This is a genomic window from Streptomyces sp. NPDC088762, from assembly GCF_044750905.1.
GTDB lineage: Bacteria > Actinomycetota > Actinomycetes > Streptomycetales > Streptomycetaceae > Streptomyces.
This window is the reverse complement of sequence record NZ_JBIVKT010000019.1, coordinates 1-16,719: the sequence shown is the minus strand read 5'-3', so window position 1 is coordinate 16,719 and position 16,719 is coordinate 1. Positions and strand designations below refer to the sequence as shown.

Genomic DNA, 16,719 nt, shown 5'->3' with positions numbered 1-16,719 from the left:
CTCTACCCTCCCGATTGTGCCAGTAATTGCTGGCAGTGTTTATCTGGGTCTGAGTACGGGTCTGGGCTGGGCTGGCTGGCTGTGGATGAAGCGGAAGGCGGCGGCATGGGTGGCAAGGACATCTCACGCGGTGACACCTCGCAGCGTGAGCACGTACGCGTGGCGGTGATCGGGTCCGGGTTCGGCGGCCTCGGTGCCGCCGTGCGGCTGCGGCGCGAGGGGATCACGGACTTCGTGGTGCTGGAGCGGGCCGGCTCGGTCGGCGGGACGTGGCGCGACAACAGCTATCCGGGGTGCGCGTGCGACGTTCCCTCGCACCTCTACTCCTTCTCCTTCGCTCCCAATCCGGACTGGCCCCGCACCTTCTCGGGGCAGCCCGCCATCCGGGAGTACCTGGAGCACGTCGCCGACACCTTCGGCCTGCGCCGCCACATCCGGCTCGACTCCGAGGTCCGGATGATGCGCTGGGACGCGGACGGCCTGCGCTGGGAGATCGAGACCTCTTCCGGCGACCTGACCGCCGATGTGGTGGTGTCGGCGACCGGGCCGCTGTCCGACCCGAAGATGCCGGAGGTCCCTGGGCTGTCCGGGTTCCCCGGCAAGGTCTTCCACTCCGCGCGCTGGGACCACGACTACGACCTGCGCGGCAAGCGCGTGGCCATGATCGGCACCGGTGCCTCGGCCATCCAGATCGTGCCCGCCATCGCCCCCGAGGTGGAGCGCCTGACGCTCTTCCAGCGGACCGCGCCGTGGGTCATGCCCCGCACCGACCGGGCCATCACCGCCGTGGAGCGGTGGCTGCACCGGCAGCTGCCGTTCACCCGGGCGGCGCGGCGCGGGCTGCTGTGGGGGATCCGGGAGCTCCAGGTCAGCGCCTTCACCAAGCGGCCGAACCAGCTCGGGCTGATCGAGTCCCTGGCCAAGGCCAACATGGCCCGCTCCATCAAGGATCCGGAGCTGCGGGCCAAGCTGACGCCCTCGTACCGGATCGGCTGCAAGCGGATCCTGCTCTCCAGTGACTACTACCCGGCCCTGGCCCGGCCGAATGTGGACCTGGTCGCCTCCGGGCTCAAGGAGATCCGGGGCTCGGTGCTCGTCGCCGCCGACGGCACCGAGACCGAGGTCGACGCGATCGTCTTCGGTACCGGCTTCCACGTCACGGACATGCCGATCGCCGACCGGGTGGTGGGTGTGGACGGCACGACCCTCGCGGACGCGTGGAAGGACGGGATGCAGGCGCTGCGCGGGGCCACCGCGGCCGGCTTCCCCAACTGGATGACGATCATCGGCCCGAACACGGGGCTCGGGAACAGCTCGATGATCCTGATGATCGAGTCGCAGCTGAACTACATGGCGGACTACCTGCGCCAGCTGGCCCTTCTGGGCGGGAGCAGCCTGGGCGGGAAGGTCGCGCTCGCCGCCCGGCCGTCGGCGGTGAACCAGTGGAACCGGCGGGTCCAGGCCCGCATGGAGCGGACCGTGTGGAACACGGGCGGCTGCACCAGCTGGTACCTGGACGCGCAGGGGCGCAACACGACCGTCTGGCCGGGGACGACGGGTGAGTTCCGCCGGGAGACCCGGAGCGTGGACCTTGCCGAGTACGAGGTCGTACGGGTGCCTGTGCCTGTGCGGGGGTCGGTGGCTTCGGGGTCGGGTGCGGCGCCGTTGCCGGGGGCTCTGCCCCCGGATCCCCGCCCCTCAAACGCCGGCGGGGCTGGAGTTGCCGTCGGTGAGGCTGAAAAGGTGCGGCCCGCCGCTCAGGGTCAGGCCAAGGCGCAGGCGCCGGCCCGGGCGGAGGGGGCCGCGTGAGGCGCACCGGGCACGTCACCGCCGGGCCGTACGCGCCACCCGCCCCGCGGCGCGAGCTCACGGCCGTCTCGGCCGACGGGGCGCGGCTCCACGTCGAGGTGCACGGGGACGAGGGCGCGCCCGCGGTCGTGCTGGCGCACGGCTGGACCTGCTCCACCGCCTTCTGGGCCGCACAGATCCGGGACCTGGCCGCGGACCACCGGGTCATCGCCTACGACCAGCGCGGCCACGGGCGCAGCCCCGCCGCCCGGGCGTACAGCACCACCGCCCTGGCCGACGACCTGGTGGCCGTCCTCGGCGCCACCCTCTCCCCCGGGGAACGGGCGGTCGTCGCCGGGCACTCCATGGGCGGGATGACGATCATGGCGGCCTCCGCGAGGCCCGAGTTCACCGAGCACGCCGCCGCCGCGCTGCTGTGCAGCACCGGCAGCGGCCGGCTGGTCGCGGAGGCGCGGGTCCTGCCGTTGCGCCCCGGGCGCGCGCGGACCCGTATCACCGGCGCGGTCCTCGGCTCGCGCGCCCCTCTCGGACCGGTCACGCCCGTCGCCCGCAAGGTCCTGAAGTACGCCACCATGGGCCCCGGTTCGGCGCCCGAGAAGGTCGAGGCGTGCGCCCGTATCGTGCACGCCTGTCCCACGCTTGTCCGGCACGCCTGGTCCGAGGTGCTCGCCGGGCTGGACCTGGACGCCGACGTGGCCCGGCTCACCGTGCCCACCGCGGTCATCGGCGGCACGAACGACCGGCTCACCCCCGTCGCGCACGCCCGCGCCCTCGCGGCCGCGCTCCCGAACTGCGTCGGGCTCACCGAGCTCACCGGCATGGGGCACATGACGCCGATCGAGGCCCCGGAGGCCGTGACCCGAGCCGTGCGCGAGCTGACCGCACGGTTCCTGGACCAGCACAGCCCGCACACCACCGAGAAGGAGAAGACGCCGTGAGCGCTCGCAGGAATCTGGAAGGCCAGGTCGCCGTCGTCACCGGCGCCGCCCGAGGGGTCGGCGAGCTGCTCGCCCGCAAGCTCTCGGCGCGCGGCGCGAAGATCGCGCTCGTCGGCCTGGAGCCGGAGGCCCTCAAGGAGGTGTCCGAGCGGCTCCACACCGACAGCGACCACTGGTACGCCGACGTCACCGACCACGAGGCCATGGCCCGCGTCGCGCAGGAGGTCAAGCAGCGCTTCGGCAAGGTGGACATCGTCGTCGCCAACGCGGGCGTGGCCGCCGGCGGGCCGTTCGCCGACTCCGACCCCGACGCCTGGCGCCGGGTGGTCGAGGTCAACCTCATCGGCGGGGCCGTCACCGCCCGCGCCTTCCTGCCCGTCCTGACGGAGAGCCGCGGCTACTTCCTGCAGATCGCCTCGCTCGCCGCGATCACCCCGGCGCCGATGATGACCGCGTACTGCGCCGCCAAGGCCGGCGTCGAGGCCTTCGCGCACTGCCTGCGCGCCGAGGTCGGCTACAAGGGCGTCAAGGTCGGCGTCGGCTACCTCTCCTGGACCGACACCGACATGGTGCGCGGGGCCGACCAGGACGAGGTCATGCGGGAACTGCGCCAGAGGCTGCCGTGGCCCGCGAACCGCACCTACCCGCTCGGGCCGGCCGTCGACCGGATCGTGGCGGGCATCGAGCGGCGCTCGGCGCACGTGTACGCGCAGGGGTGGCTGCGCGGCATGCAGGGGGTCCGCGGCTACCTGCCCGGGATGATCGCGACGGTCGGACAGCGCGAGATGAAGCGCTTCGAACCGCGCCTGGCCGGTGTCCCCAAGGGGCTGATGGGGGCGGGCGGCGCCGCCGACGAGAAGGAGCGCACGCAGAGTAACTAGTCGAAATGCGAGCCATGTCCGCTCATGCCAGTCTGGTCGAGGCCCCACCACCAACACCCCTCATGGAGTGAGAAGCATGGGTATCAAGGACCAGTTCCAGGACAAGGCGAAGCAGCTCGCGGACCAGGCCAAGGCCAAGGCGAAGGGCGCGAAGGACGAGACCTCCGAGCGCTCCCCGCAGGCCGGGCGGGACCAGAAGCCGCAAGCCCAGCAGGCCCGTGACACCTTTGACGACCGCTTCGAAGACCGCTTCGAGGACTGACCCCTGCCGCACGTGCTGAACGAAGGGGCGCGATCCGTGCCGTTGCGCGGATCGCGCCCCTTGCGCGTGCCCTACTCCCGCGGCGGCAGCTTCGGACGACGGCGGTCCGGTACGTCCGTGTAGCCGGGCGGCATGGCGGCCGGATCCTGCTCCAGCAGCTCCAGCGCCAGGTGGACGCCGTCGTCGAGCTGGGCGTGCCGCCCCTCCGCCCAGTCGAGCGGGGTGCGGTGGATCTCCAGGTCCGGTTCCACGCCGTGGTTCTCCACGGACCACCCGTACTCCGGGAACCACGCGGCGTTCATCGGCACGGTGATGACGGTGCCGTCGCCCAGGGTGTGCCGGCCGGTCATGCCGACCACCCCGCCCCAGGTCCGCAGCCCGACCACCGGTCCGAGGCCCAGCAGCTTGAAGGCCGCCGTGATCATGTCCCCGTCCGAGGAGGTCGCCTCGTCGGCGAGGGCGACGACCGGACCCCGGGGGGCGTTCGAGGCGTACGAGACCGGCTGGGCGTTGCGGGTCAGGTCCCAGCCGAGGATCGAGCGGGTCAGCTTCTCCACCACCAGCTCGCTGATGTGCCCGCCCGCGTTGCCGCGCACGTCCACGATCAGCGCGGGCCGGGACATCTCCATCCGCAGGTCGCGGTTGAACTGCGCCCAGCCCGAGCCGCCCATGTCGGGGATGTGGAGGTAGCCGCATCGGCCGCCGCTGACCTCCCGGACCACCTCGCGGCGCTTGGAGACCCAGTCCTGGTAGCGCAGCGGCCGGTCGTCGATCAGCGGCACGATCGCGACCCGCCGGGCGCGGCCCTCGCCCTCGGCGGGCTGGAAGGTCAGCTCGACGGTGGTGCCACCGGCCGCCGCGAGCAGCGGGTACGGGCCGGTCACCGGGTCCACCGGGCGGCCGTCCACGTGGGTGAGGACCGCGCCCTCCCGGATGCCGGTGCCGGCCAGCGGGGAGCGGGCCTTGGAGTCGGAGGACTCGCCGGGCAGGATCCGCTTGATCACCCAGCCCTCTTCCCGGTGCACGAGGTTGGCGCCGAGCAGCCCGATGGCCCGCTGGTAGTGCGGCGGGCCTTCGTTGCGGCGGGCGGGGGAGACGTAGGCGTGGGAGGTGCCCAGCTCGCCGAGCACCTCGCGCAGCAGGTCCGCGAACTCGTCGGGGGAGGCGATCCGTTCGACCAGGGGGCGGTACTGGCTCAGCACCCCGTCCCAGTCGATGCCGCACATCTTCGGCTCCCAGAAGTACGCGCGGATGAGCCGGCCGGCCTCCTCGTAGGACTGGCGCCACTCGGCCGCCGGGTCCACCTCGTGCAGGATGCGCCGCAGGTCCAGGTAGACGGTCGAGTCGCTGTCGCCCGACTCGGTCGAGGGGACCGCCCGCAGGTCCCCGTCGTCGTTGATGACGAGCCGGGTGCCGTCGCCGCTGACCGCGAACCAGTCGAGCCCGGAGGCCAGTTCCGTCTTGCGGGCCTTGGTCAGGTCGAAGTGCTCCAGGGTCGGCTTGCCGCTGAGGTCGGCCGGGTTGGCGAAGGTCTCGCCGAGCGCGCCGGAGATCGGCCAGCGCAGCCAGACCAGCCCGCCGCCGCTCACCGGGTAGAGCGCGGAGTACTTGGACGCGGTCACGGGGAAGGGGGTGACCCGGCTCTCCAGCCCCTCCACCTCCACGATCACCGCGCCGTCGCCCGAGTCCCCCTCCTGCGGGTCGAGTCCGCCCGCCGCGGGCCGCCCCTCCGCGGACAGCGCGAAGGGCGAGGGGGTGGCCGAGGACAGCGGCACCAGGTAGGGGCGGCAGCCCAGCGGGAAGGACAGGTCGCCGGTGTGCACGTCGTAGACCGGGTCGAAGCCGCGCCAGGACAGGAAGGCGAGGTAGCGCCCGTCGCGGGTGAAGACCGGATTCTCGTCCTCGAAGCGGCCGTTGGTGACGTCCACGACGACGTGTGCGCCGGGTCCCGAGATCCGTGCCATCTTGATCTGCCGCAGCGAGCGCCCGATGCCCGGGTGCGACCAGGTCAGCCAGGCCCCGTCGGGTGAGAACGCCAGGTCGGTCACCGGTCCGTTGACGGACCGGATCAGCTCGGTGACCTCCCCATTGGATTCCTCGGTGGCGTCGATGAGCAGCAGCCGCCCGTCGTTGGAGGCGATGGCCAGCCGTTCGCCGTCCGGGTCCGACAGCAGTTCCAGTACGCGTCCCAGCTCGCCCGAGGCCAGCCGGCGCGGCTCCCGCTCCCCGGAGGCGCGCGGCAGGTAGGCGATCTCGATCGCGTCCTCGCCCTCCGCGTCGGTGACGTAGGCGACCTGGCCGCCGCTGCCGAGCATCTCGGGCAGCCGCACCCGCACGCCGGGGGTGTCGGCGATCGTGCGGGCCGGCCCGTCGCGGTGGGTCAGCCAGTAGAGGCTGCCGCGCACCACGACCGCGCTGGCCCGCCCGGTGGTGTCGACGGAGAGGGAGTCGACGTGGCTGGCGGCCGGGACCTGGTAGGTGCGGCGCCCGGGGCGCGGGCCGCCGAGGCGGACCGGGAGCTTGCGCGGGACGGCGTCCGGGGACAGCGAATCGACGAGCCAGATGTCCCCGGCGCACTGGTAGACGATCCGGGAGCCGTCGCTGGAGGCGTGCCGGGCGTAGAACTCCTCGTGGTCGGTGTGGCGGCGCAGGTCGGTGCCGTCGGGAAGGCAGGAGTAGAGGTTGCCGATGCCCTCGTGGTCGGAGAGGAAGGCGATGCGCCCGCCGACGAACATGGGGGAGTCGAGGTGGCCCTCCACGTCCTCCAGCAGCCGTTTGCCGTGCAGCCACAGCCGGCCCATGGCGCCGCCGCGGTAGCGCTTCCAGGCGGCCGGCTCGTGCGGGGGTTTGCCGGTGAGCAGCAGGGTGCGGTGCTCCCCGTCGACGTCGGCGACCTGGATGTCGGAGGCCGGGCCCCAGGGGAGGCGCCCGCCGGGGCTTCCGTCCGTGGGCAGCTTGTAGGCCCAGGAGTAGTACGAGAACGGCTGCCCGTGCGAGGAGACCGCCAGGATGTTGCCGTCAGGGTCCCAGCCGCAGACCCGGGTGTCGGTGGAGCCCCAGTAGCTGAGTCGGCGGGCCGGTCCGCCGTCCACCGGGGCGAGGTGGATCTCGGGGTCGAGGCTGCGCCAGGTGGTGAAGGCGATGTGCCGGCCGTCGGGGGAGAAGCGCGGATGCCCGACCCGGGTGCGGTCGACGGTGATCCGCCAGGCCCGGCCGACCGGATCTCCGGGGGGAACCAGGGGCGCCACCCAGAGATCGTCCTCGGTGGTGAAGCACAGCAGGTCGTCGTGCAGGTGCGGGAACCGGAGGTACGCGGCGTCGTGACTCACCCCCCAATGCTTTCCGCGCCGAGGGGGCCTGGCAACTCGTACAGGTGATCCACGCCACTCCCCTCAGCGAAACGGAACGGTTTCGTTTCGCTAGGGAGGAGGGGTATGGTCGAGGTGTACGGAACGGATTCGTTTCGATAAGTGGTTGCGTTCGGACGGGAGGCACGGAGATGACCGAGGCGATGGCGGCCCGGCGCAGCCGGATCACCCCCGAACGGCAGGCCGAACTGCACGAGGCGGTCCTCGACCTCCTGCGTGACGTCGGCTACGAGGCGCTGACCATGGACGCGGTCGCCGCCCGTACGAAGTCCAGCAAGGCCACCCTCTACCGCCAGTGGGGGAGCAAGCCCGAACTGGTCGCCAGGGCCCTGCGGTGCACGCAGCCCGTCTCGCTGCGGGAAATCGACACGGGCAGCCTGCGCGGCGACTTCTCGCGCATGGTGGAGCACTCCGACGACGCGCAGATGGCCAAGGACACCGCACTGATGCGGGGCCTGGCCCACGCCGTGCACGAGAGCCCGGAGCTCCACAAGGCACTCAGAGACCTTCTGGTCGACCCGGAGATCAACGGTCTCCAGGTGATGCTCCAGCGCGCGGTGGACCGGGGCGAGGTCCGCCCGGACTGCCCCGCCCTCGCCTTCGTACCGCACATGCTCATCGGGGCGTTCATCTCGCTCCCGCTGATCGAGGACCGTCCGGTGGACCGGACCTTCCTCGGCCAGTTCATCGACGCCGTGGTCTTCCCCGCCCTCGGCGTCTGATCCGCCCCGGTACCCGTCCCACACAGTCCCCATCGTTCGTTCCGCGCTGTTCCTGACACGCCGCTCTCGTCGTCGGGCCGGCTCTTCCTGCCCTTCCATCCCACGACCAGAACGGGGAACCACCGACGTGGCTACCTTCCTCTACCGGCTCGGCCGGGGCGCCTTCCGGCGCCGCGGTCTCGTCGCCCTCCTGTGGGTGGCGCTGCTGTTCGCCGCCGGCTTCGGCGCGGCCTCGGCCGCCGCGCCCACCTCCGGCTCGTTCTCCATACCCGGCACGGAGGCCCAGAAGGCCTTCGACCTGCTGGACGAGCGCTTCCCGGGCATGTCCGCCGACGGCGCCACCGCCCGGATCGTCATCAAGGCCCCCGCGGGCGCCAAGGTCACCGACCCCGGCCCCAAGGCCGAGGTCGAGAAGATCGTCGAGGGCCTGAAGTCCGGCCCCGGCAAGGACCAGGTCTCCTCGGTCGCCGACCCGTACCAGAACCAGGCCGTGAGCCAGGACGGCTCCACCGCCTACATCAGCACCAAGTACAAGGTCAGCGGCATGGAGCTGACCGACGCGACCCGCGACGCGCTCAAGGTCTCCGGCAAGGAGGCCACCGCCGCGGGCCTGAACGTCCAGATCGGCGGCGACGCCCTGATGACGGCCCCGAAGACCGGCGCCGGCGAGGTCATCGGCATCCTGATCGCGGCGATCGTCCTGGTCATCACCTTCGGCTCGCTCATCGCGGCCGGCCTGCCGCTGCTGACCGCGCTGATCGGCGTGGGCATCGGCGTCTCCTCCATCACCGCGCTCGCCAACGTGCTGGACCTCGGCAACACCACCGCCACCCTCGCGACGATGATCGGTCTCGCGGTCGGCATCGACTACGCCCTCTTCATCGTCTCCCGCTACCGCGCGGAGCTCGCCGAGGGCCGCGAGCGGGACGAGGCCGCCGGGCGCGCCGTCGGAACCGCCGGCTCGGCCGTCGTGTTCGCCGGTCTGACCGTGGTCATCGCCCTCGTGGGCCTCGCCGTCGTGAACATCCCCATGCTGACGAAGATGGGCCTCGCGGCCGCCGCAACCGTGGTCATCGCGGTCCTGGTCGCCCTGACGCTGGTCCCGGCCATCCTGGGCTTCGCGGGCAGGAAGGTGCTGCCGGCGGGCCAGAAGAGCCGGCTGTTCGGCAAGGGCAAGCCGGAGGGTGTCGCCCTGGAGAAGAAGGCCAACGGCGGCACCCGCTGGGCCCGCTTCGTCCTGCGCCGCCCGGTCATGGTGCTGCTGGCCGGTGTGATCGGCCTCGGCGTCATCGCCGTCCCGGCGAGCAAGCTGGAGATGGGCCTGCCGGACGACGGTGCCCAGCCGGTGTCCACCACCCAGCGCCAGGCGTACGACCTGCTGTCCGACGGCTTCGGCCCGGGCTTCAACGGCCCGCTGATGGTGGTCGTGGACGGGGACAAGGCGCTCGCCGACTCCACCGTCGAGCGGATCAAGAAGCTGGACGGCGTGGCCGCGGTCACCCCGCCGACCCCGAACAAGGACGGCGACGCCGCCGTCATCACCGTGATCCCGAAGGACCGCCCGTCCTCCACGCAGACCGAGGACCTGGTCCACGAGATCCGCGACGGCAGCGGGGACGACGTCCTCGTCACCGGCGCCACCGCGATGAACATCGACTTCTCGCAGAAGATGAACGACGCGCTGCTGCCCTACCTGGCGCTCGTCGTCGGCCTCGCCTTCCTGCTGCTGATGCTGGTGTTCCGCTCGGTCCTGGTCCCGCTCAAGGCGGCCCTCGGCTTCCTGCTCTCGGTCGTCGCCGCCCTCGGTGCGGTCGTCGCGGTCTTCCAGTGGGGCTGGCTCGGCTCGCTCTTCGGCGTGGAGCAGACCGGCCCGATCATGTCGATGATGCCGATCTTCATGGTGGGTGTCGTCTTCGGCCTGGCCATGGACTACGAGGTCTTCCTCGTCACCCGCATGCGTGAGGCGTACGTCCACGGCGAGCGCCCCGGCCAGGCCGTGGTGACGGGCTTCCAGTACAGCGCCCGGGTGGTCGTGGCCGCCGCCGTCATCATGATCGCGGTGTTCGCGGGCTTCATCGGGGCCAGCGAGCAGATGGTGAAGATGATCGGCTTCGGTCTGGCCGTCGCCGTCTTCTTCGACGCCTTCGTGGTCCGCATGGCCATCGTCCCCGCGGTGCTCGCCCTGCTCGGTCACAAGGCCTGGTGGCTGCCGCGCTGGCTGGACCGGCTGCTGCCCAACGTGGACGTGGAGGGCGAGAGCCTGCGCAAGCACCTCGCCGAGTCCTCGCAGGGCCCGGACAAGGACCGCGAGCTGGTCAACGTCTGACCCGGCCCCCTGCGTGCGCGCACGCCGGCCCGGCCCCGTCCCCGAACCTCGGGGACGGGGCCGGGCCCGTTACGCCGACCGGGTGGCGGAGGCGTACGTGCGGCGCAGGAAGCGCCGCAGGGCGGCGATGTCGAACTGGATCACGGCGACGCCCTCGGGGGAGTGGAACTCGACGATCGCCTGGACGCGGCCGCAGGGCCAGACGCGTACGTCCCCGGTCCCCGCCGGGGCCAGCAGCCCGGCCTCCAGCAGGGCGAGGGGGAGGACCCACTCGTTGTCGGTGCCTTCGGGGGAGAGGTCCGCGGGGAAGACGATCCGTACGGCCAGCGGCTCGGCGGGGGCGAAGCGCAGGGCGACCGGGATCGTCCGGTAGAGGGGGTCGTCCGTGATCACGCGGGCGCGGACCCGTTCCTCGACGGCGGACGCGGCCGGGGAAGAGGCGGGGGACGCGGTCGTGGTCCTGGTCGCTGCGGGATTCTCGGCGGGTGCTGACATCGACCTGCTCCCTCGAAATCGGAACATTTGCGTCCATTTATCCGTCCAGCCTCGCACATCACGGCAAAAATGCGCGGTTCTACTTGTCATGCGGACGCTCTTGCCAACGGTTCGCAATTGGGCACTACTCTTGAACGGTTCGAAGACCGGGAACCGGAAGCGGAGCCTCTCCATGCATGTGCCCGACGGATTCATCAACACACCCGTCTCGGTGGCCGCCGGAGTGGCGGCCGCCGCCGCGGTCGCCGTCAGCCTCCGCGGCGCCCGCCGTGAACTCGACGAGCGCACCGCCCCGCTCGCCGGCCTCGTCGCCGCCTTCATCTTCGCCGTGCAGATGCTGAACTTCCCGGTCGCCGCCGGCACCAGCGGACACCTGCTGGGCGGCGCGCTCGCCGCGATACTCGTCGGCCCCTACACCGGCGTCCTGTGCGTGTCCGTCGTCCTGCTCATGCAGGGCATCCTCTTCGCCGACGGCGGGCTCACCGCCCTCGGCGTCAACATCAGCGTCATGGGCGTCGTCACCGTCGTCACCGCCTACGCGATCTTCCGCGGGCTGCTGAAGGTGCTGCCGCCCGGCCGCCGCACCGTGACCGCCGCCGCCTTCGCCGGAGCCCTGCTCTCCGTGCCCGCCGCGGCCACCGCCTTCACCGGCATCTACGCCCTCGGCGGGACCACCGACGTGGCCATCGGCAAGGTGTTCACCGCCATGGTCGGCGTGCACGTGCTCATCGGCATCGGCGAGGCCGCCATCACCGCCGCGACCGTGGGCGCCGTGATCGCCGTACGGCCCGACCTGGTGCACGGCGCGCGCGGGCTCGCCGCCCCGCTGAAGCTGCGCGTGGACGGCCGGCTCGTGGACGCCCCGGCCGCCGCCGCGCCGGTCCCCGCCGCCGCCCGCTCGACCCGGAAGGTGTGGGCCACCGGCCTGGTCACCGCCCTTGTCCTCGCCGGATTCGTCTCCTTCTACGCCTCCGCCAGCCCCGACGGCCTCGAGAAGGTCGCCGCCGACAAGGGCATCGACCAGAAGGCCGAGGAGCACGCCGCCGCCGGTTCCCCGCTCGCGGACTACAGCGTCAAGGACGTCGACGATGCCCGCCTGTCCGGCGGCCTCGCGGGCGTCATCGGCGTCGGCGCGACCGTCGCCGTCGGCTCCGGGATCTTCTGGACCGTCCGCCGCCGCCGTACCGACGAGCCGGCCGCGGCCGAGCCGTCGGCGGCCTGAGAACCGGGGGTCACGGCATGGGAGCGGGCCACGCCCACAAGCTCTACCGGCACGGGCACTCGCCGGTCCACGAGCTGCCCGCGCACTGCAAGCTCGCCGCGGTCTTCGCCTTCGTCGTCATCGTCGTGTCCACACCGCGCGAGGCGGTGTGGGCCTTCGGGCTGTACGCGCTCCTCCTCGCGGCCGCCGCGGCCGTCGCCCGCGTCCCGGCCGGCTTCCTGCTGCGCAGGCTGCTGATTGAGGTCCCGTTCGTCGCCTTCGCCGTCCTCATGCCCTTCGTGGCCGAAGGCGAGCGGGTGGAGGTCCTCGGCGTGTCCCTCAGCGTCTCCGGCCTGTGGGGCGCCTGGAACGTGCTCGCCAAGGGCACCCTCGGCGTCGCCGCCTCCGTGCTCCTCGCCTCGACCACCGAACTGCGGGCCCTGCTGATGGGCCTCCAGCGCCTCAAGCTGCCGCCGCTGCTCGTACAGATCGCCTCCTTCATGATCCGCTACGGCGACGTGATCAGCGACGAACTGCGCCGGATGTCCATCGCCCGCCGCTCCCGCGGCTTCGAGGCCCGCGGCGTCCGGCACTGGGGGGTCCTCGCCAAGACGGCCGGCGCCCTGTTCATCCGCTCCTACGAGCGCGGCGAGCGGGTCTACCTCGCGATGGTCAGCCGCGGCTACGCCGGCTCGATGCCGGTGATCGACGACGTCGCGGCCACGCGCGCCCAGTGGGCGTACGCGGCCGCGCTCCCCGTGACGGCGCTCGCCGTCTGCATGATGGGATGGACGCTGTGAACCCCACCTCCGATGCCACCCCGTCCCTCGAGGTCTCCGGCCTCGCCTACGCCTATCCCGACGGCCACCAGGCCCTCTTCGGCGTGGACCTGACGGTCGGGCGCGGCGAGCGGGTCGCCCTGCTCGGCCCCAACGGCGCCGGCAAGACCACGCTGGTGCTGCACCTCAACGGCATCCTGACCGGCGGGGTCGGCACGGTGACCGTGGCCGGGCTGCCCGTGGAGAAGCGCAACCTCGCCGAGATCCGCCGCCGGGTCGGCATCGTCTTCCAGGACCCCGACGACCAGCTGTTCATGCCGACCGTCCGGGAGGACGTGGCCTTCGGACCGGCCGCGGCCGGGATGCGGGGCGCCGAGCTGGAGGAACGGGTCCGCGAGGCGCTGGAGCAGGTCGGCATGGAGGACTTCGCCGACCGGCCGCCGCACCACCTGTCCTTCGGCCAGCGCCGCCGGGTGGCCGTCGCCACCGTCCTCGCGATGCGCCCCGAGATCCTCGTCCTCGACGAGCCCTCCTCCAACCTCGACCCGGCCTCGCGGCGCGAACTCGCGGACATCCTGCGCTCGCTCGACGTGACGGTGCTGATGGTGACCCACGACCTCCCGTACGCACTGGAGCTGTGCGCGCGCTCCGTCATCCTCAGCGAGGGCGTCATCGCCGCGGACGGCCGCACGCAGGACCTCCTGTGCGACGAGTCCCTGATGCGGGCCCACCGCCTGGAGCTCCCCTTCGGCTTCGACCCCCGGTCGGTCGCGGTGGCATAAGGACCGGCCGGCGGTTGTTGGCCTCCACGTGAACATTCAGGGTGTGGTGGCCGAGGGCTTCGAGCCCGTCAGGGACGCGTTCGTACGCAATTTCGAGGTGCTCGGGGACCGGGGCGCGGCCGTGGCCGTCTACCGGGACGGACGCAAGGTCGTCGACCTGTGGGGCGGCACCAAGGACGCCCACGGCACCGAGCCCTGGGCCGAGGACACCGCGCAGATCGTCCGCTCCGCCACCAAGGGCGTGGCCGCGGCCGTACCGCTGCTGCTGCACCAGCGCGGACTGCTGGACCTGGACGCGCCGGTGGGCTCGTACTGGCCGGAGTTCAAGGCGGGCGGCAAGGACCGCGCGCTGGTCCGCCACCTGCTCGCGCACCAGGCCGGCGTTCCGGCGCTGGACCGCGGCCTGACCGTCGCCGAGGCGGCCGACGGGGTCTCCGGAGCGCGCGCCGTCGCGGCCCAGCACGCCTTCTGGGAGCCCGGTACCGAGCACGGCTACCACGCGCAGACCTTCAGCTGGCTGGTGTCCGAGCTGGTGCTGCGCGCCACCGGGCGCACCGTCGGTTCCATCCTGGCCGAGGAGATAGCCGAGCCGCTCGGGCTGGACTTCTGGATCGGCCTGCCCGAGGGCGAGGCGCACCGGGTGGGCCGCGTGGCCCCCGTCGAGCCGCCGGAGAGCGCGGGCCTCCTCAAGACCCGGCCGCGGCGCAACGTCTCCGAGGCCTACGCCGACCCCGGCTCCCTGACCCGGCGCGCCTTCGCGGCCATCGACCCCCAGCCGGACGAGAACGACCCCGCCTACCAGGCCGCCGAGCTGCCCGGCTCGGCCGGCATCGGCACGGCCCGCGCCCTCGCCCGCTTCTACGCGGCCACCATCGGCGTGGTGGAGGACGGCGCCCGCGTCTTCACCCCGGCCACCACCGCCCTCGCCGGGCGGGAGCTCGCCTCGGGACCCGACCGCGTGCTGGTGGTGAACACCCGCTTCGGCCCCGGCTACATGCTCCACGGCCCGGCGTCCCCGCTGCTCTCCCCTGCCTCCTTCGGCCACCCGGGCCGCGGCGGCTCCCTCGCCTTCGCGGACCCGGAGTCCGGCATCGGCTTCGGCTACGTCACCAACGCCCACGCCAAGTCGGTGACGGCCGACCCCCGGGCCCAGTCCCTGGTCCGGGCCCTCCGCTCGACGCTCGCTTCCTGACGCGCGGACTCAGCCCGCGTTGAGGACCCCGGCCACGATCGGGCCGGCGGCGTCGGCGCCGTGGCCGCCGCCCTCGACCATGGCCGCGGCCGCCACGTCCCCGCTGAAGCCGGTGAACCAGCTGTCCGGGCTGCCCGAGCCGTCGACCTCCGCGGAGCCGGTCTTCGCACCCTTGTCGGAGCCTCCCACGGCGGCCATGGTCTGCCGGGCCGTCCCGCTGCTCGCCGTCAGCCGCATCATGGAGACCAGCTGCTGCTGCACCGAGGACTTCATGCGGCGCTGGGCGGTCGCGATCGTACGGCCGTCGAGGTCCGGGGAGACCAGCAGCGGCTGGCGGAACACGCCGGTGCGGGCGGTCGCCGTGATGGAGGCGACGTTCAGCGGGTTCATGGTGATCCGGCCCTGCCCGATGTACCCGGCGGCCTCCTCCGCGCCCGTGGCCGTCGGGACCTTCCCGTCGACGGACTGGATGCCCGTCTTCCAGTTCAGGTCGATGCCGAAGACCTCCTTGGCCTCCTTCGACAGCGCGGCGTCATCCTTCACGCCGTCGATCGGCTTGATGAAGGCCGTGTTGCAGGACCTGGCGAAGCTGGTCGCGAAGGTCGCGCCCGGCGCCTCGAAGTTCTTCAGGTTGTGGAAGGTGCGACCTCCCCACACCGCGTCCTTCGTGCACTCCGCCGGCTTGTCGGCGGCGACCAGCCCCCGGTCGATCAGCATCGCCGCCGTCACGATCTTCATCGTGGAGCCGGGAGCCCTGGCCCCCCTCATCGCCGCGTTGAAGCCGTCGGCGCGGTGGTTGGCGACGGCCAGGACGTGCCCGCTGCTCGGCTGCACGGCGACCACCGACGCCTCGGGGTACGCGCCGACCGCCCGCTCGGCCGCCGCCTGCACCCCCGCGTCCAGGTAGGTCTTCAGCGTGCCGGGCTCGCCCTCGACCAGCGTCAGCAGCGTCTGCTTGGGTCCGGAAGCGTTCTCGATCCACAGTTCGGCGCCGGCTTTGCCGCCCGCCTTGGCGCCGTAGGCCGCGCGCAGTTCGTCGAGGACGGGCCGCAGCGAGGGGTACTTCTCCGCGCTCAGCTCCTCGCCGTTGCGGTCCACCGCCTTGACCGGCGGGGTCGCGGGGGCGCCCGCGCGCAGCCTCTCGCCCTTCTGCAGCTGCGGGTGGAGGACCGAGTCCTGCCAGTCGACCAGCGGCTTCCCGCTGGTCAGGCCCCGTACGACGGTCAGCTGGGAGTCGTAGGCGAGCGGCTTGGTGACGCCCCCGTACGTCACCTCCGCCTCGACCCTGTACGGCACGGTGGCCCCGTTCGGCGTGCCCGGGGTGATCACGGCCCTGGACACGTACGCCTTGGACGCGAACTCGCCCAGCGCGCCCTGCGCGGCCGCCGCGTTGTTCGTCAGGTCGGCGGCCGCCCGGGCGTCCCCGGCCGCCCACGCGGCCAGGAAGGCCCGGGCGGTCGCGGCGGTCTCCTTCTCGGTGACGGGGCCGCTGCCCTTCTCCGCCCAGGCGGCGGCGGAGCCGCCGGCCTTGCCCCCGCCCGTACCGTCCCCGCCATCCCCGACCAAGGCATACACCCCGTACCCGGTACCGCCCACCATCGCCAGGAACACCCCGCCGACGACGGCCCCCTTCGCTGCCCCGTTCACTGACATTTCCTTCCCCCGTGGTCCCAATTCTCTGAACACGTTCAAAGAACCCCTGGTGCAGACCTTACGCGGTGCCACCACCCCAAGCGTCTCTTGTTACCGGAACGGAACCTCGGCCGCAGACGACGAAGGGCCCTCCCGCACACGGGAAGGCCCTTGCGGTCGCTGCCGCGCTACACCCAGGTGTCCAGCCACATCCGGCTGCGCCAGGAGTCCATCGGCAGGGTCTGGCCCGTGTAGATCGGCCAGAAGTAGATGGAGTGTCGCAGTCCATGAGGTCTGGAGCCCTGGCCAGCAGGTTTCCCGGGAACCAGGGC

Annotated in this window: 13 protein-coding genes; 10 read left to right on the top strand and 3 right to left on the bottom strand. The window is 72.4% G+C overall.

Annotated elements, in window-relative coordinates:
• The first annotated feature begins 105 nt into the window (after positions 1–105).
• From ACIP5M_RS30900 to ACIP5M_RS30885, 4 genes are all read left to right on the top strand, one after another.
• Positions 106–1,809, top strand: coding sequence for a flavin-containing monooxygenase (locus ACIP5M_RS30900; RefSeq protein WP_401202794.1), 1,704 nt, complete (start codon positions 106–108; stop codon positions 1,807–1,809).
• Positions 1,806–2,747, top strand: coding sequence for an alpha/beta fold hydrolase (locus ACIP5M_RS30895; RefSeq protein WP_401202792.1), 942 nt, complete (start codon positions 1,806–1,808; stop codon positions 2,745–2,747). Before ACIP5M_RS30900 ends, ACIP5M_RS30895 begins: the two co-directional genes overlap by 4 nt.
• Positions 2,744–3,628: an SDR family oxidoreductase gene (locus ACIP5M_RS30890; RefSeq protein WP_401202790.1), complete on the top strand. Its 885-nt coding sequence runs from the start codon at positions 2,744–2,746 to the stop codon at positions 3,626–3,628. Before ACIP5M_RS30895 ends, ACIP5M_RS30890 begins: the two co-directional genes overlap by 4 nt.
• Before the next feature lie 76 nt (positions 3,629–3,704).
• Positions 3,705–3,890: a hypothetical protein gene (locus tag ACIP5M_RS30885; RefSeq protein WP_401202788.1), complete on the top strand. Its 186-nt coding sequence runs from the start codon at positions 3,705–3,707 to the stop codon at positions 3,888–3,890.
• Positions 3,891–3,961: 71 nt separating this feature from the next.
• Here ACIP5M_RS30885 and ACIP5M_RS30880 read toward each other — a convergent pair whose 3' ends face one another.
• Positions 3,962–7,219, bottom strand: coding sequence for a S41 family peptidase (locus ACIP5M_RS30880; RefSeq protein ID WP_401202786.1), 3,258 nt, complete (start codon positions 7,217–7,219; stop codon positions 3,962–3,964).
• Positions 7,220–7,389: 170 nt separating this feature from the next.
• Here ACIP5M_RS30880 and ACIP5M_RS30875 point away from each other — a divergent pair, with 170 nt between their 5' ends.
• Together ACIP5M_RS30875 and ACIP5M_RS30870 are read left to right on the top strand one after the other, a co-directional pair.
• Positions 7,390–7,980, top strand: coding sequence for a TetR/AcrR family transcriptional regulator (locus tag ACIP5M_RS30875; RefSeq protein ID WP_215017381.1), 591 nt, complete (start codon positions 7,390–7,392; stop codon positions 7,978–7,980).
• 127 nt (positions 7,981–8,107) lie between these two features.
• Complete coding sequence (locus ACIP5M_RS30870; RefSeq protein WP_401202784.1) at positions 8,108–10,306, top strand: MMPL family transporter; 2,199 nt, start codon at positions 8,108–8,110, stop codon at positions 10,304–10,306.
• 69 nt (positions 10,307–10,375) lie between these two features.
• Here the strand turns inward: ACIP5M_RS30870 and ACIP5M_RS30865 are convergent, their stop codons facing one another.
• Entirely contained in the window at positions 10,376–10,801 is a 426-nt protein-coding gene (locus ACIP5M_RS30865) for an SsgA family sporulation/cell division regulator (RefSeq protein ID WP_401202782.1), read from the bottom strand.
• Positions 10,802–10,973: 172 nt separating this feature from the next.
• Between ACIP5M_RS30865 and ACIP5M_RS30860 the strand changes: the two genes are divergently transcribed.
• The 4 genes from ACIP5M_RS30860 to ACIP5M_RS30845 are packed head-to-tail and all read left to right on the top strand — an operon-like array spanning position 10,974 to position 14,755.
• Positions 10,974–12,023 carry an energy-coupling factor ABC transporter permease gene (locus ACIP5M_RS30860; protein WP_401202780.1) on the top strand — a complete coding sequence of 350 codons (1,050 nt, stop codon included), beginning with the start codon at positions 10,974–10,976 and terminating at the stop codon, positions 12,021–12,023.
• Positions 12,024–12,040: 17 nt separating this feature from the next.
• The gene (gene cbiQ, locus ACIP5M_RS30855) at positions 12,041–12,802 is read left to right on the top strand and encodes a cobalt ECF transporter T component CbiQ (protein ID WP_401202777.1); all 762 of its coding nucleotides are present in this window, start codon (positions 12,041–12,043) and stop codon (positions 12,800–12,802) included.
• Positions 12,790–13,563, top strand: coding sequence for an energy-coupling factor ABC transporter ATP-binding protein (locus ACIP5M_RS30850; protein ID WP_401202776.1), 774 nt, complete (start codon positions 12,790–12,792; stop codon positions 13,561–13,563). The genes cbiQ and ACIP5M_RS30850 overlap by 13 nt, the downstream gene beginning before the upstream one ends.
• Positions 13,564–13,591: 28 nt before the next feature.
• Positions 13,592–14,755: a serine hydrolase domain-containing protein gene (locus ACIP5M_RS30845; protein WP_401202774.1), complete on the top strand. Its 1,164-nt coding sequence runs from the start codon at positions 13,592–13,594 to the stop codon at positions 14,753–14,755.
• A gap of 9 nt (positions 14,756–14,764) precedes the next feature.
• On the opposite strand, the gene ACIP5M_RS30840 is transcribed toward ACIP5M_RS30845, so the two are convergent.
• Positions 14,765–16,402, bottom strand: coding sequence for a penicillin-binding transpeptidase domain-containing protein (locus tag ACIP5M_RS30840; protein ID WP_401202771.1), 1,638 nt, complete (start codon positions 16,400–16,402; stop codon positions 14,765–14,767).
• Positions 16,403–16,719: the final 317 nt, after the last annotated feature.